This is a genomic window from Telmatospirillum siberiense, from assembly GCF_002845745.1.
GTDB lineage: Bacteria > Pseudomonadota > Alphaproteobacteria > Rhodospirillales > Magnetospirillaceae > Telmatospirillum > Telmatospirillum siberiense.
In genome coordinates, this window is record NZ_PIUM01000002.1 from 21,460 (window position 1) to 36,773 (window position 15,314).

Sequence of the window (15,314 nt, forward strand, 5' to 3'; positions counted from 1 at the left end):
GAGAAGCCGCGCTCCGCCGGCCTTGCCGGCAATTATCGGGAATGTGCGCGAAGCGCACAGGGCATTGGCGCAAAGCCCAGGGTTTCGGAGAAACCCGCCCGACGATTGAGGACAGAGGTGATCGGTGCCGATCACCGAGAGTTGGTATAAGACGGCTCCCATTGGGCTGGGGGTGACCCGGATGGTTTGAGGCGAGGGTGGAATGTTAGCTGGATTGGTCATTTCCACGTCTTCCGGACGCCAGCAACGATTCGACTTCCGTTTTTCGCAAGGTACCTTTGGCGACGAGGACATCTTCGATTCAGCGCTCAGCGTTCCAGGGCGTTACCTCGTGGAGGTTGCCCGCCGGTTGCGGCGGCAAACGCCCGAGGCTGATTGGTTCGTTGTCGGCAATCCGCTGCTGCCTTTGAGGACCGATCTTCTGGCCGGTTGGCTGGACGGCCCCCCATCCAGTCCCGTGGTGGCGACCGATCGCGCCAACTTTCCCGTCTTCTATGTTCTGCCGCGCCGTCTTTTCGACGACGCGGAGCGCTTCCTGCTGCTTCTGTCCGCGTTGGACGCCACTCTCGACGCCTGTTTGCTGACGAGGCTCCTGGGCGAGACGGTGTCGTGCCGGCAGGTGGATCTGGAGCCCGTCGGCGAGGCCCTGTCGGCCAGCCCTAACGGATGGGTGAATGGCGACCAGAGGCTGCTGTCGCTTAAATTGCAATGCGGCACCGCGCTGAAGCTCATCGAAGAACGGAGCGACTGGCGGACCTTGCCGTTCGCCACGTTCTATCCGATGCATGCCGGCGACGTTCTTTTCGTGAGCGTGGCCTCGCGTATGGCCGAACAAACGTTCTTCGGCAAGCACGTGGTCTGTTCGTCCTACATGGACATCCCGGCCGCCTGCGGCAGCCGTTTCGAAGCCATCCGCCTCGATCTTCCATGGATCCCCCGGGATGGCTCGGTCAGCGAGTTGACCTATTTTTCCCAGGCGATAGAAAAGCTGGGGTCCGAGGTCTTGGAAGAAAACGTTCTCGTTTTTTCGAGAATTCTTCGCCTTTATTACCATTCGCCATTTCATCTGGTCGATCAGGCGCGTTTCGCCTTGGGCGAATCGCTCGAGTCCATCAGCCAGACGGTCCATGGCCGGCCCGCCGCGGAGCAGGCGCGCTGCCGGCTTCCGACGAAGCCGTTGCGCGTCCTGTTCCATTTGAACGGCGGCTGGTCCTTGAAGACCTATCCTCTGGACAAGATGCGCGTGGTGATCGGCACCTTGCGCAAGCTCGGTGTGGAGGTCAGCGTCCTGTCCCGGCCCGACCTTGAGTCGGCGGGGGCGGTGTCCCTGGAAAGCAAGGATTCGGAAACTTTGCGCCGGCTGATCGAAGAGCATCACCTGTTTGTCGGGGTGGATTCATTCCCGCACCATTTTTCCACCCTCGTGGCCGGCTGGCCGACCATTGGCCTGTTCGGCAATACCAAGCCCTGTAATTCGGATTCCATGTATCGGGCCGGTTATCGGTCATCGGATCTATCGCTGTCCTGTAACCGTTGCGGCGCCTATGACGGCTGCCCGGTTTTCGGGACCAAGGAATGCCTCAATTACGCGCCGCCGGCCAAGGTCGTGACCGATATCTTCGATCTGGCGCGCGAGACCTATGGTTACGAGCCGTGACGGTTGGAACGGAGAGCCGGGACATGTTCATCGGAAGGGAGGCGGGGCGTGGGTCGTTTGTCGGACTTTCAGCTTGAGCGTCTGATCGCCGATTATGGATGCCGTTTTTTTGTCGAAACGGGTACCGGCGAGGGGGTGGATGCGGAATTCGCCGCCACCTTTGCGTTCGATCACGTCTATTCCATCGAGAAGGTCCATGGCCTGGCGATCAAGGTGGCATTCCGCAATGCGCGGAACCTTAAGATGACGGTCGTGCACGCCCAAGCCGAACGCGGTCTCAAGATGGTTTTGGACGAAATTCCGCCCCACGCCCCGGTTCTTTTCTGGATGGACACCGAGCCGTCCTTCGACGCGAGCCAGTCCTCGTCGCCGCTCGAGCGCGATTTGCGGCTGATCGCCAGCCTGCGCGATGTCGTGGGGGATGTTTTCCTGATCGATGATCTTCGGCTTTACGAAAGTGGTGTCTTCGAGGATGGTCCTTGTCCCGTCGAGGCGATGGCGCCGTCAGGACAGCGCAACCTGGATTTCGTCGAGGATATTTTCGGAAAGACGCATCACCTCCAGAGGCTGGCGCGACAGACCGGCTATCTATGCGCCTATCCCATTCGCAGACAATCGGACGCTTAAGGATCATGCTGGCTGGGCTTTCCGTCACTTCCTCGGGTTCCGTCGAACGATTTTCCTTCGTGTTCGGTTCGGGAGCCTTCCGCGATAACGAGATCTTCGACTCGGCGACCTGCCCGCCCAGCCGCTATGTCGTGGAAGTCGGCCGCCGCATGATCCGGGCGGTTCCCTCCACGGAAGTGCTGATCATCGGCAATCCCCTGTTGCCGCTCAGCCCTCAGCAATTGGCCGAATGGAGCGGCGCGGTCCGATCCGTCCCGGCCATCGTCACCGACGCACGCAAATTTCCCATTCTCTACGTCCTGCCCCGGCGACTTTTCGACGACCTCGAGCGCTTCCTCCTATCGCTGTCGACGATGGATGGCGACATCGATAGGCGTCTGCTTCAGTTGGTGACCGGTCAAGAGGTGAGCCAGATCCGCACGCCCGGGCTGGAGATCAAGCACTTCCCTGTGACGACGCCGACCAATTGGTTCCAGGGGGAAGTCCGCCAGCAGATGCTGAAGGTCTTGTCTCTGGCGGCCATCCAGACCATCGAGCGCAATCCCGGCTGGCGGAATTTACCCTTCGCCACCTATCAGCCCTATCATGCTGGCTCCTTGCTGTTTCTCAATCTCGCTGCGCGCCAGGTTCCCGACGGTTTTTTCAAGAAGCAGATCCTTTGTTGGACGTACAAGGACATCTATCAATCCTGCCCCGGCCCGTTGGAGCCCGTCTGGTTGCGTCTGCCCTGGCTGCCCCGCGACAATTCCGTCGGGGAACTCGAATATCTCGCTCGGTCGCTCGAGCGCCTGGGGCAGGACGTCATCGACAATCACTTCATTGTCTTCATGCGCTATTCCCGCAACTACAGCGTTCCACCGTTTCACTTGATCGACCAGGTGAAGTTCGCCCTGGGAGAGTCGATGACGGATGTGAGCCGGACGGTGCATGGTCAGCCTCCGGCCTGTTCGGATCGTCCCGATCTGCCGCCCCACCCCTTGAAGCTGTTATTTCATCTGGTGGGGGGATGGTCGCTGAAAAGCTATCGCGACAACGATGCTGCGACGGTATTCACGGTCCTGAAGTCCCTGGGGTGCGATATCACGGTCATCGACCGGCCCGATCTGGCGGCGCGGCTTGGCGTGCGATCGATCATCAGCGATGATACCGAACGGCTGACGGCGGCGGTCAAAAGCCACCACATCTTCATCGGCGTCGATTCCTTCCCTCACCATTTCGTCCGGCACGTCCTGGGATGGCCGACGATCGGCCTGTTCGCCAATACCAAACCCTGCAATTCCGATGCGAAGGAGGCTCCGGATTACCGTCCGGTGGTCGGCAACCTCCCCTGCAATCCGTGCGGGGGGCACGATTCCTGTCCGGTGTTGGGTGGGGAGAACTGCGCCAATTTCGCCGATCCCGCCCAACTGATCACCGCCATTCTCGGGATGGCGAGCGATCTCTACGGTTTTACCTTCTAGGAGAAGAAGATGTCGGTCCGCGTCCTAGCCTTCTTCGATGCGCGTTACCAGTCGAGCGCCGATGTCCGGCGGTTATATGGCGAGGGCGATGCCTGGCGTCGCGTCCGTGAGGCGCGACCGGCTAGCCGGCAACATTTCGCCCTTAATCTGCCATCGACGCTGGGGCAATATGATCTGGCGCAGCCCGAGGCGGCGGGACGAGTCGTGGCCATGGCGCGCCAAGTGGGTATCGACGGCTTCGTTCTCGATTGCCGCTGGGACGGCGAGGCTTACGTAACCGGTGCGCAGGCACTGGCTCCGATGTGCGGAGATTCGTTCGCTCTTGCATTTCAGTGGCGCAACGGCGAGGAGGATTTCTGGAAGGCGCCGGCCTCCAGGTCCGACCGGACCGAACGGGCGTCGCGGCTGATTTCCGCTCTCAAGGTGGGGCTGCCGATACTGGCGGACGGGCGTCTTCTGATGATCGTTGATCGTCCCAAGGAACTCGCCGACCCGGGCGAGGTTCTCGGGATCCTCAAGGAAGAGGCTTGCCGGGCGGGCTTGCCGGGCCTTTACGTCATCGCCAACCGTTCCGAGGACAAGGGGCGCTTCCTATCCAACGGGTATGATGCGCTGGTCGATCCCGGGCCGGCGGAGTGGCATTCCTGTTCGCCCAGCAACCGCCCCAACGGGCTGACCTTTCTGGAGGTGATGGCGGGCCTCAGGGATTCGGTCGACTACCTGGACCGCTTTTTTCCTTACGTCCTGTTCGCCGTGGCTCGGATGATCAATCGGTCCCAGCGCGGCAAGGTGATGCCTCGGGTGTTCCCGGCTTACTACGACTGGGCGTTGCACCCGGATGGCGGCGCCACTCATCTGGCGGTCCAGGGCAAGCCTTTTGATTCCTATATCTATGGCTTGTTCGTTGAGAACGCCATGCTGTTTTCCCAACAGAACTTTGCGCCGGACGAGCGCTTCGTCTTCCTGGAATCCTGGAACGACTGGCTGACCGGCAGCCAGGTGGAGCCGAGCCTTCTGGACGGGGACATGATCTACAACGCCACCAAAAGCGCGATCGACCGCGGCCGGTACGTCATTCAAACGCGTAACGAAGAGAGCGCCGGGGGGATCGACGAGGCCATGAAGACCCGGATCGCGCTGCTGGTCGAGGCGGCTCAGACGCTGTCTGCGGCAAGCGGGAAGACGGGCGGCTGACGCGGATCAGCCGCGCAATTTAGAAAGCTCGGTCAGATCGACGATCGGGTCGCTGAACATCGGGTTGCGCAGCATCTCGCGAAGAGCGCCGTGATCGGGGTGGCTGGGATCGGCGATTTTGCGGGCGGCTGCGGGCTGCGGAAGGAAGGCCGTCGCGGCGATGGGCGAAAAGATCACGCGGTCGCAGTGTAGTGTTTGGCCCAGTTCCACCATGGTCGGCATTTGCGGCAGGCTTGCCGTTTCGACGGTCATTGAAATGGCGAGCCGGCGCAGCCGGCCGTTGCGGCGCAGGCTGGCGGCCAAGTCGAGTGCGCCGGACAGGGCCTCCCAGGTCACGGCGGAGCGTCGATGATCCTCCGACCAGGGCCAGACGGCATCCAGCGTCACTTCGAGGCCGAGGTCGTATCGCTCCAGTCCGCTCAAAAGGCGCCAGGTCTGCTCGGACAGGTTCTGCGCGTTGGTCTGGATGTCGAGGCGCAAGGGGCCTCGTTCGCGTTCTGCCAGATGGTGGAGAATGCGCAGCATGTGCGGGCTGGCTAATGGATCTCCCGGGCCGACCACTGCGATCGAGCGGGGGGTATTCCAGAATTGCAAGCCGGCGATCAGCCGGTCGGTCACCACGGCGCGCCGCTGATTGTCGGCGGCTCGCATGGCTTCGTCGACGCCGGAGGACCATCGCGTCGCGGAGGACGGGGCATAGGACAGGACCAGCCGGCTGGGACGTCGCTCCAGCGTCACCTGACGGTCGGCAGCGATCGCGCGCAAGTCCGGATCGGACTGTCGCTCGGCTTCTGGCAGGGTGGCGAGATGGGGGCAGCGGGCGCGCAGGCAAAAGCGGAAAGACTGGTCGTGAACACTCTCCCGCATGGTCCGGGCGGCGGCGGAGTTCCATACCTCATCGAGAGACTGTTCGGTCAGATTACCGGCGTTGCCGATAATCCAGGTGGAATGGCAAAGCAGGGCGTCGCCATTCAGAGAGATTTCCAGCCGGTCGAAGGGGCGGGGGCAGAATTGGGCCAAGATTTGTTTCCCTCAGTTCCAGCCGGCTGTCTTGCGCCGCAGGGTTTCCACCTCGCGCGTCAGCATTTCCACCTGCTCGGCGAACAGGATCGCGCGCTGGTGTTCCTGTTGAAGCTGTTGAGCCAGCGCGATCAGCGGCGTTTTATCCAGATGACAGCCCATCGCGTAGCGTAAGACCGGTCTCAACCAGGCCGGAACCACTTTCAGATAGGGACGTAGTCCGCGCATGTTGCTTTGATACATCGAGCGGGTGGCGCCCCGCGTCATGCTGCCGGCGGTGTCGCGATACCAGAACAGGCTGTCCGGGACGCAGATCAACGAAAATCCGGCGAACAGCGCATGGACGAAGAACTCCTTGTCTTCGTAGCCGATACCGAAATCCTGGGTGTAGCGGACGGTGTCGAAGATCTTGCGGCGGATTAGCGCGCAGACGGTACCGAAAACATGATCCTGAATGCCACGTGTCAGATCGGCGCCGGTAAACAGGTACAACCCACGGAAGCGGTCGGGGGCGTAATCCTGCATCGGCTCCTCGCCGGCGACGCGCTCGCAGAAACTGGTGACGATGTCCGCCCCGCGGGCCTGGGAGGCGGCGACCATGATGGAAACCATGTCCGGTTTCCAGGCGTCGTCGTCATCCAGGAACAGCACATAGTCTCCCTTGGCCGCCAGGGCTCCGGCGTTCCGCGCGGCCCCCTGGTACAGGTTTTCCTGGCGCACGATTCGCAATGGCCGCCCCTGCCATTCCTTCTCAAGCCTGGCCAAGCTGTCCTTCGAAACCTGATCCCGGCTGCCGTCGTCGACGACGATGATTTCGATGTTGGGATAGGTTTGGTCCTGTACCGATTGCAGCGCTTGCGACAGGAGATGCGACCGCTGGAAGTGGGTGATGCAGGCCGAGACCAGCGGCAGCGGCGGCCGGGGACTTCCCGGTGGGACATTGGGTGGTGCCGCCGCGAGGCGGCGATGGCGTTCCCGCCAGATTTCCCAAAGCGCGTCCTGCGAGATGGCGGGAGTGGGGCGCGGCAAGGCCTCGCGGCCGACCAGTTCGAGCAGTTTCTCGGCGACGCGTGCCGTGTCGGCGGGCGGTCCCATGTTGTCCAGTCTGCTTTCCTCGGCCAGCAGGCTGGAGGCATCCGTCCGCGAGGTCATGAGAACCGGAACGCCTCGTGCCACCAATGCTCCTTGCAGGGCTCCCGCCAATTCGTCGGGACAGGGAAAGATGACAAGGCAGTCGAGCATCGACAGGACTGTGGCCGCTTCCTGCCAGGTGACCCAGTCGTAGTTGACCGGACGACCGTTGGCAGCCGGCTCGATCTCCTGGCGCAGCCTGTCGGCGGGAAGTCCGGGGTCGACGGACAGGATGCGCAACGAGACATCGGCCAGCCCGGCTTTTCCCGCCGGCAGGCTATCGCATGCGCGCAGGATGCGACGGGTCATTTCGCAGAAGGTGCCGGCTGGCTGGCTGGCGACGAAGACGATTTCACGCCGGATCGTGGGTTCCATGCGGAACGGTCCGGAATGAGTGGAATCGACCCCCAACAAGACCGGTTCGATCACATGCCGGGCCGGAAAGGCGCATTCGGCCGCCGCATAGTCCCTGTAGACGTAGTCGCTGGTGACGATGACCTCGTCGGCCAGTTCCAGGCAGGTGCGTTCGAAAAAGGCGTTGGTGACGGGCGCGATGTCGTTGACGAAGGACCCCAGTCCATCCTGGTAAAGCAGGCTGCTTCCGAAGGCCGTCACGATGAAATGGGTATCGCGATATCTGCGGCCGACGGAGCGTGCGGTCATGGCGTAATAGCCGAAACCACCCAGGTCCGGCACATGCACGACGTCGAAACGGTGCCGGCTGAGCCATTGATCGACGATCCATGCCTGCCGGCTGCCATGACCGCGCGTGACCACGGGTTCGTCGGGCGCTGCGACGAAAGTGACACCGGCCCGCTCATGCCGTTCCCGGACTCCGACGAACCTTTGGTCATAGGCTTCGGCGGCGCACTCGACGATATGCACCAGGGTGACCCGATGTCCCCAGCCGGTCAGTTTGACCGCCAGTGCGAAATAGAATTCTCCGATGCGTGCCGGGGTATAACAGCCGGCCACCTCGGGAGTAATGATGGCGATATCGAGCGTTCTGTCCTGATCGGTCATCATCGGCTCCAGCTACCGGACGAATGTCGGGGTGGCCCCCTTCAGCGCTTTCTTTCTCTGGCGAGAAAAGTTGGAAAGAGGGCGTGCGACTCGGCCGCCAAACATTCACCGAGCGCCTTGCTGAAGACTGTCCGCAATTGATCGAGAGTATAGTCGAAATGATCGCCCCGCCGCGTCAGCAAATCGCCGAGACAGGATACGCATTCACAAATGAACTCATGACGCGCCCGTTCGTCGGTGGTGCGATCCTCCGGAGCGAACCGGCGGACCAGGGCCCCGGACGGCGCATCCAGTCCAAGATCCAGAACGGAGGGATAGCCCGACTCCAGCAGCACTTCCAATCCATGGCAATGATGCTTGTAGTCATCGATGTTGGCGAGGGAGTGCAGCCGCCCGGATGCGAATCTAGCGTTCCGCTCCGCCATTTCCTCTTCGGACAGCCAGCGTTGCATGAGCATGCCGACGATGACCGGGATGTCGATTCCCGTCCGGTTGGTGAACATTGAGAGGCTGCGGCCCGAAGCCAGGATGTCGACGATGGTCGAATCCTGCCCCAGATGGTTCAGAAAATAGCCGTCGTAGTTTTCGTTGCTGAGCAGCGCCCGGTTCAAATTAAGGTTCTCGCACTCGATGGCGTCGTTCAATTGGCGGAACAGATAGGAGAGCTGATCGCAGTCGCGACTGGCGAAGACGTAGCGGCGGATCCCCTTTGCCTGGGCAAACGCTCTTAGATAGAGAGCGTAAGTCAATAGGAAGGTACAGAATGGGCCGACGACGACGTGGTGGAAGCGGTCGGCTCCGGCCGGTAATTGTCGCAGCCGCAATTCGCGGATGACAAGGGCCAAATGGCCGACGCCGGCGTCTCGCAGGAAGGTTTCCCAGGGGACGAGCTTGTGATCCTCGATCAGTTCGCTGGCGATGCCGAATTGGGCGGGAACCAGCAGATCCGAATCAAGCTTATCGCCGTGATGGCAGCGGATCGTATATTTTTCCAGCAGCACCGGCCAGATCGTGCCGCGCGACTTGCCCCAGTTGCCGACGACCGGGGGCGCCATGGTATGGAAGCCGCAGATGCCGCGCAGAATGTCGCCGACGAAATCGGGCCCCATATACATGTCGGAGACGACCAGGTCTTCGGGCCGGACCCGGGTGATCTGCCGGCGAATGGGAAGAAGCTGTTCCTTTTCGGCGGTGATTTCCAAAGCCAGCAGTTGGCGGGCCCGCAACCTGTCGACGCCGAATTGTTCGTGCAGGCATTGGTAGATCGCGTGGATGACGTAAGGCTGGCCGATTCTGTCGAGATAGGACTGGGCGCTTTTGCGGAGCTTGGCGAAACCGGAAAGGCCGGAGGTTTCTTCCACTAATTGGAAAATATACTCGTGTCCGATACCGAAACGCGCGACGAGTGTGTCGAACACGTCCCAGGTGTCGACGACGGGATGCGTCCATTTATCGACGGGATAGGACATAAAGACTTATTTTCTATCAAATTTTCGAGCCGAACCCATGATTAAGGTGTCCGCATTAATTTCGGGTTAACACATTGGGTGCGCCCGGGATGATCTGCGGCATCCGTCGGTGAGTGATGCTCAGAGGGGACGCATTTCCATTCCTGACGCAGAATCTCTCTTGCATTAATCATTTAGGTAGGATTTCCCGTCATCCTGGTGCCTCTTGGCTGTGTCTTTCAGTGTGATGACGGCGATGGCGCACCCGGCACCGGCTGAACATTCACGGCTTGGGGTGGAAATGCATTGTTCTGTCTGAGGTGGTCATTGTATGAAGGGGCGGGATCAGAGTAATCAAGACGGGGATTTGAACGAGGTTGCGATAAACATCTCTAATGTTTGCCAAATACCTATTATTTTAATGTGCCTTTTCCGCGAATTCCTGTTTGGTTGAATTAACGACATTATTCGGTTCGTCCTGCTTCATAGCGCTTTTTGCGTGATGATATCGAAGGTTATATTCTGAGCGCAGGATCGCTTTTGCGCTAATGTGATCCCCCCGGTTTGTAGAGGAGTGTCGAATGGGGTATCCGTACTATTATCATGCGCCGATGTTTCCGAGCCGTGCCGCGGTTCTTGACGTCGGGCTCAAATGCACGCACTCCTGCCGGTTTTGTTATTACAGTTTTCTGGATGGATCGACCGATCAGTTCAGTGGGATGCGCCATGCCAAGTTCCGGGAAGGTGCCGCGCTTCGGGATGTGCTCACCCAGTTGAAGGCATCCGGTTTCCTGGCTTTCGACATCACAGGGGGCGAGCCGACGCTGCATCCTGACATCATCGACTTGATCCGTTACGCCGAAGTGGATCTGGGGATGAGCGCCAGACTCATCACCCTGGGACAGTTCCTGATGAAAAAGCATCGGAACGGAAAACGGGATCGGTTGATCGAGGATCTGCTTGACGCCCAGTTGACGAATTTTCTGTTTTCCTGCCACGCGGTTGACGAGACGTTGTTCCAGCACTTGACCGGAGGGTCGTGGCTTGTCCAGCGGGATGCGATGAATCTCCTGGATGAGAAGGGGATTCAGTATACCAGCAATACGACCGTCTGCGCTGATAACTATTCTCACCTACCGGATCTGGCGCGAGAAATATTGAAGCATAATGTATATCTTCATAATTTTATCGCGATGAATGCGTATCATTACTGGTCAAAGGAAGGTCGTGCCGCCGGAGTTCAGGCCGGATACGTCGAAATGGGCCACTATCTGCGGGAAGCGGTGGCTATCCTGGAGGAAGGAGGCGTTGCCGTTAATATCCGCTATGCGCCCCTGTGCACGATGGCGGGTGTCGAAAAGAACGTCGTCGGTGTCGTGGGGGTGCGCTACGATCCCTACGAATGGATGAACGCCGTCAACCACCAAAGCCCCGTTCCCACGACGGACGGCCAGCGGCTTCCCTTGCAGGGAGGGCAGATCGAGCGGGTTTTCGGGCTCGTCGAGAAAAAGGAAGTCGTGAACGGTGTCAAGCTCATCGCGGCCCGCGGCATTCCCGGCCATCCTGACGGTTTCAACAAGCTTTTTTCCGCGGAATGCGGCTCGTGCTCGGCGCTCAATGTCTGCGACGGCTTCGCGCCGTCCTATCTTTTTCAGCATGGCACGATGGACGCCGTCCCCTATATCGGCTCCAGCCGGGGTGATCTGCTCGACAATGCGAGGATGGCCTATACCGCCCCGTTTTTCGTAAAGCGTCGCCAGGGCGCGGATATGAAGTCCGTCGTCCGCAGGGCGTTGCATCCCCAGCCGATTGGCGCCAACCCGAAGGTTTCGATCATTGTCACCTGCTACAATTACGAGCGGTACTTGGCTGGAGCCCTGGAAAGCGCGCTGAAGCAGACGTATGAAAATTTGCAGGTGATCCTGGTCGACGACGGTAGCACCGACGATAGCCTTGCCGTCGCCATGACTTACGGGATCAGATATCCGGAAAAGTTGACGGTGATACGTCAGGACAACTCCGGCCAGCCGGCGATCGCCCGCAACAAGGGGATTGAACGCTCGGATGGCGAGTTGATCCTTTGCCTGGATGCCGATGATCTGCTCGCTCCGACGATGGTCGAGGAGTGCGTCGATTGGATGCGCCGCCATCCGGAGACATCGATCGTCTATCCTTGCATGCACGATTTCGGAATTAAGGAAGGGATCTATGACGCCAAGCCATATTCCTTCCCCATGCTGCTTCTGGGAAATTTCCTGCCTTATTGCAGCCTCTACAAACGTGAGGTGTGGGAGACCGTCGGCGGGTACCGCACCAATGTGCGCGGCTGCGAGGATTACGACTTCTGGGTTGCGGCGGGTGGATTGGGATATTTCGGCAAGCAAATACCCCGGGTTCTTTTCCACTATCGCAATCATCAGGAGGGCATATACCTGACTGATGTGAAGCCGAACTATCCGGAAAAATTCAGGCAGATCATTTTGAATAACAGCGACCTTTACCCGCCGTCGATGGTTCGGCAGGCCAAGTCCGGCGAGCCCATCGCGCTGGTGGTTTCTTGACGGTGAAAACGACCTAGAGCATTGAGTTATTCAGATGATTCAATGCTCTAGACTCTGCAAGAGCGAAAAAGCTCCGTTTTTTCAACGCTCGAGCGCCGCGCAGGCTGGAGTGCAAAGACGAAATTGTTGAATCCTCTGTTTGTGTCAATGCACTAGGGTTGGTGGGGGAGTGGTGTCATGAAGGTTCGCCCGTTATTCCAGCGAACGGATTTGGTCTCCGATTGCAATTGGAAACCGAGACATGGCGTAATGCATCCCATGCATGGTGACTCCTCCACCGAGATCGCAATATCGCTCTTAACAAGACGGCTTAACGGCATTACGTAAAAAGTGTCTTCCATCTATGAGCTGAATTTGGTCGGATCTGCGGAGTTCTAATAATGAAAAGGGTTCTTTTCCTTATTCCCATGCACGTCGAATTTGAGAGCTTCGTTAATCCCATTTTTAATATGAGAACATTTGCGAAGTCCGACGGAAAAATTTTCTCAACGCTAGCGACGGATCTACCCATCGGCCCGCTATCGATGAGTGCGTATATAAAGAAGTTTGAAGATGTCGATGTTAAATTAATCGACTTTAATGTTGAGGCTATGCTCGCTCCGACATTTAATTACGATCGGTTCTATGACTTCTGTTATGACGTCATGAAGGATCTCTCATTCGTTCCCGATATCGTTGGGGTTTCGTCGCTGTTCGGGCCGTCTTTCTTTAATTTTATAGACTGCGCAAAGGTCGCAAAATCCCTGTTCAAGGATGCTTTGGTTATCGGCGGAGGAAATATTCCGACAAATAGTTATAAATATATTTATAACGACTTGAAATGTGCATATTTTGACGCTCTGTGTTTCGGTGAGGGGGAGAAGCCTCTTCTCGCGCTGCTTCGGGCTCCGGATGTTCGTTCCTATCTAGAGGAATCGAATTCGTGGATCACCATGGATAAAATTCGGAATAGTCCAGCTGGATTTTTTCCGGTGCATGATTTCATAGAAAATCTGGATGAAATCCCCTTTTACGACTATGGGTTGGTGGACATCACCCGACATGGCTTGAACCCTTTGACAACAGGGTTCAAGGCTGTGATCGATGCTGGTCAGAAGCAGAGTTATCACGTCATGACCTCAAGGGGATGTCCCTATTTCTGCACCTTCTGCGCCTCCCATCGTGTCCATGGACGCAAGATGCGCTACCACAGCCTTGAGCGTGTAAGGGAAGATCTGGTCAGGCTGAAAAACGAGTGTGGGGCACAGACAATCATCTTTCAGGATGATCACCTGATGAGTGATCGGGAGCGAGTCTATGAAATCCTTCGAATGGTGAAGGAATTGGAGTTCAGTGCTCTGTTTCAAAACGGATTGACGCTCTATGCCCTGGATCGTCCGATGTTGGAGGCGTTTTACGATGCCGGCGTTCGCCACCTGGTCCTGCCTGTTGAATCCGGTAGCGAAAAAGTTCTTAAGGAACAGATGCATAAGCCGCTAAAGATAAAAATATCAAAACGTGTGGCAGAGGATTGTCGAGATCTCGGTATTTATACGAATACCAATATTCTGATCGGAATGCCGGGAGAAACGAAGAAAGATATTGATGAGGCAATTGAAAATCTTAAAGATATACCGGTAAACTGGTTTAATATTGCGTGCGCCAGTCCCTTGGCCGGCAGCGAGATGCATGAGATTGCCTTAAGAAAAGGCTATATTAGTGGAGAGGTCTTGGGATCTGATTACCACAAGGCATTGATTGAAACCGAAGATTTTACTCCTGAGTTTATTCAGGAAAAACGATATCTCATGAATCTTGAACTGAATTTTGTATTCAACAACGACATGCGGTGCGGAAGATACGACCTTGCCGTCAAAGGCTTCGACAACGTATTACGGTTCCGCTCAGACCACGCTTTTGCGTATTATTTTCTTACGAAATGTTATCAGGAGCTTGGTCTCGAGAATGACCACCAAGAAGCATTAGAAGGATACCTGAAGTATAAAACAAACCCGTCCTGGCAGAAGTATTTTGAGTATTTCAATCTACCGGATGATCCGAGCCAGTTTGATGCCGTTTATCAAAAATCGATGAATACCGGGAAAGGAAGCGCGATCGAGCGAGTTTGACGTATTTTGAGTGAAATTGATGCCCCCCTCCCGCGAGGGGCGGAAATTTCTTTTAAAGTCAACGCCTATGCGCTTTCGCGGGGATGACGACGGAAATGATGTCACGAAGACTTTTTCCGCAGCCTGCTAGGGGTGGGGGAGACCTGCTTCGGGGGGCAAGAGTGATATCGTTGATGTTTGCTCATTTTAGTTTGCAGGCGAGAACCCGATAGTAATTATGGTACCCATCAGAGACGTTGAGCAGCTTCCTATCAATAATTTTCAGGCCAGAGCGTTCCATTAATTCAGTAAGCGACTGATCTGAAAAGAAGTTTATATGTTCGTGCCAGTGACGTTTCTTCTTGTGTAGTTCTTTCGATGTTTCATCATCGGAAAATATCGGTTCACGAGGAACTTCGACATAAAGCACCGTATCGCGGTGCATCGAACGACCGATGTCGCGCACGACATCGCCCGGATAGGGGATGTGTTCGAGTACATTGGCGCAGATGATCAAATCATATTCGGTCGATTGGACGGTTGCCTGTCCCACGAGTTCGCCCCCCGACACCACGGGGCGATCGCTAATGTCGTAGACATGCAGTAAAGAACGCTGAGCGGCGAAGGGTGCGTTCTGTCCGGTATCTCCACCCCAGTCGAGTATGCGCACCGGGAAATGTAGATGCGGGGAGAGGAAGTCCTCAATCTGCGGGACATAGGTTACACCATTGTTAATGGTGACGTTGGTGGCGAGATAACCGGGCTCGAAGCGCCCGCGCATCTCTGCGTAGGCGCTGCTGCGATAGCCATGATACATCGCATTCATCTCGAAATTATTGAAGCGGATGTCGAGGAATAGCAAGCCGCAATCAGCGCATTGGACCGAGTTGCAAAGCGGATAGGCAAGTCCGGTGGGGATCGTCCGCAGGCCCCATTCTGGGGTGATTTCCACAGCCTGCCAGCCGAAAGCGCGATAGGCAACAAAAGGCATCAGTATCGCCGGCGACCGCGCCAGATTACGACTACCGCAGCACACGCAATTTTGGGCGATACGTTCGCCATCGTGGGAACCTATCGTCTGAACCGTTTCAGTCATCCCGTTATTC

General features: G+C 57.5%; 10 protein-coding genes. 6 read left to right on the top strand and 4 right to left on the bottom strand.

The annotated features are described in order from the left end of the window. Window positions 1-202 precede the first annotated feature (202 nt). The 4 genes from CWS72_RS02170 to CWS72_RS02185 are packed head-to-tail and all read left to right on the top strand — an operon-like array spanning window position 203 to window position 4,938. Window positions 203-1,657 carry a glycosyltransferase family protein gene (locus CWS72_RS02170; protein ID WP_146002595.1) on the top strand — a complete coding sequence of 485 codons (1,455 nt, stop codon included), beginning with the start codon at window positions 203-205 and terminating at the stop codon, window positions 1,655-1,657. Window positions 1,658-1,705: 48 nt separating this feature from the next. Then, window positions 1,706-2,284, top strand: a complete 579-nt coding sequence (locus CWS72_RS02175) for a hypothetical protein (RefSeq protein ID WP_146002596.1) — start codon at window positions 1,706-1,708, stop codon at window positions 2,282-2,284. 5 nt (window positions 2,285-2,289) lie between these two features. Continuing rightward, window positions 2,290-3,744, top strand: a complete 1,455-nt coding sequence (locus CWS72_RS02180) for a glycosyltransferase family protein (protein WP_101248934.1) — start codon at window positions 2,290-2,292, stop codon at window positions 3,742-3,744. Window positions 3,745-3,753: 9 nt separating this feature from the next. Beyond that, the gene (locus tag CWS72_RS02185) at window positions 3,754-4,938 is read left to right on the top strand and encodes a glycoside hydrolase family 99-like domain-containing protein (RefSeq protein ID WP_101248935.1); all 1,185 of its coding nucleotides are present in this window, start codon (window positions 3,754-3,756) and stop codon (window positions 4,936-4,938) included. A gap of 6 nt (window positions 4,939-4,944) precedes the next feature. Here CWS72_RS02185 and CWS72_RS02190 read toward each other — a convergent pair whose 3' ends face one another. From CWS72_RS02190 to CWS72_RS02200, 3 genes are read right to left on the bottom strand one after another with little or no spacing between them, the layout of a single operon-like run. Beyond that, entirely contained in the window at window positions 4,945-5,958 is a 1,014-nt protein-coding gene (locus CWS72_RS02190) for an SPASM domain-containing protein (RefSeq protein ID WP_158240469.1), read from the bottom strand. Window positions 5,959-5,970: 12 nt separating this feature from the next. Further along, on the bottom strand, window positions 5,971-8,115 hold the full coding sequence (locus CWS72_RS02195; protein ID WP_101248937.1) for a glycosyltransferase: 2,145 nt from the start codon (window positions 8,113-8,115) through the stop codon (window positions 5,971-5,973). 38 nt (window positions 8,116-8,153) lie between these two features. Further along, window positions 8,154-9,581, bottom strand: coding sequence for a hypothetical protein (locus tag CWS72_RS02200; RefSeq protein WP_101248938.1), 1,428 nt, complete (start codon window positions 9,579-9,581; stop codon window positions 8,154-8,156). A 590-nt stretch (window positions 9,582-10,171) separates the two neighbouring features. Between CWS72_RS02200 and CWS72_RS02205 the strand changes: the two genes are divergently transcribed. Both CWS72_RS02205 and CWS72_RS02210 read left to right on the top strand, forming a co-directional pair. Continuing rightward, on the top strand, window positions 10,172-12,121 hold the full coding sequence (locus CWS72_RS02205; protein WP_241911555.1) for a glycosyltransferase: 1,950 nt from the start codon (window positions 10,172-10,174) through the stop codon (window positions 12,119-12,121). Window positions 12,122-12,501: 380 nt separating this feature from the next. Continuing rightward, window positions 12,502-14,229, top strand: coding sequence for a B12-binding domain-containing radical SAM protein (locus CWS72_RS02210; RefSeq protein ID WP_101248940.1), 1,728 nt, complete (start codon window positions 12,502-12,504; stop codon window positions 14,227-14,229). A 181-nt stretch (window positions 14,230-14,410) separates the two neighbouring features. Here CWS72_RS02210 and CWS72_RS02215 read toward each other — a convergent pair whose 3' ends face one another. Further along, a complete protein-coding gene (locus tag CWS72_RS02215; RefSeq protein ID WP_101248941.1) occupies window positions 14,411-15,304 on the bottom strand; it encodes a class I SAM-dependent methyltransferase in 894 nt (297 codons plus the stop codon). Window positions 15,305-15,314: the final 10 nt, after the last annotated feature.

Coding starts and splice junctions, on each gene's coding strand:
- CWS72_RS02185 (WP_101248935.1), top strand. CDS start 3,754: ATGTCGGTCCGCGTCCTAGCCTTCTTCGATGCGCGTTACCAGTCGAGC.
- CWS72_RS02205 (WP_241911555.1), top strand. CDS start 10,172: ATGTTTCCGAGCCGTGCCGCGGTTCTTGACGTCGGGCTCAAATGCACG.
- CWS72_RS02170 (WP_146002595.1), top strand. CDS start 203: ATGTTAGCTGGATTGGTCATTTCCACGTCTTCCGGACGCCAGCAACGA.
- CWS72_RS02195 (WP_101248937.1), bottom strand. CDS start 8,115: ATGATGACCGATCAGGACAGAACGCTCGATATCGCCATCATTACTCCC.
- CWS72_RS02180 (WP_101248934.1), top strand. CDS start 2,290: ATGCTGGCTGGGCTTTCCGTCACTTCCTCGGGTTCCGTCGAACGATTT.
- CWS72_RS02200 (WP_101248938.1), bottom strand. CDS start 9,581: ATGTCCTATCCCGTCGATAAATGGACGCATCCCGTCGTCGACACCTGG.
- CWS72_RS02215 (WP_101248941.1), bottom strand. CDS start 15,304: ATGACTGAAACGGTTCAGACGATAGGTTCCCACGATGGCGAACGTATC.
- CWS72_RS02210 (WP_101248940.1), top strand. CDS start 12,502: ATGAAAAGGGTTCTTTTCCTTATTCCCATGCACGTCGAATTTGAGAGC.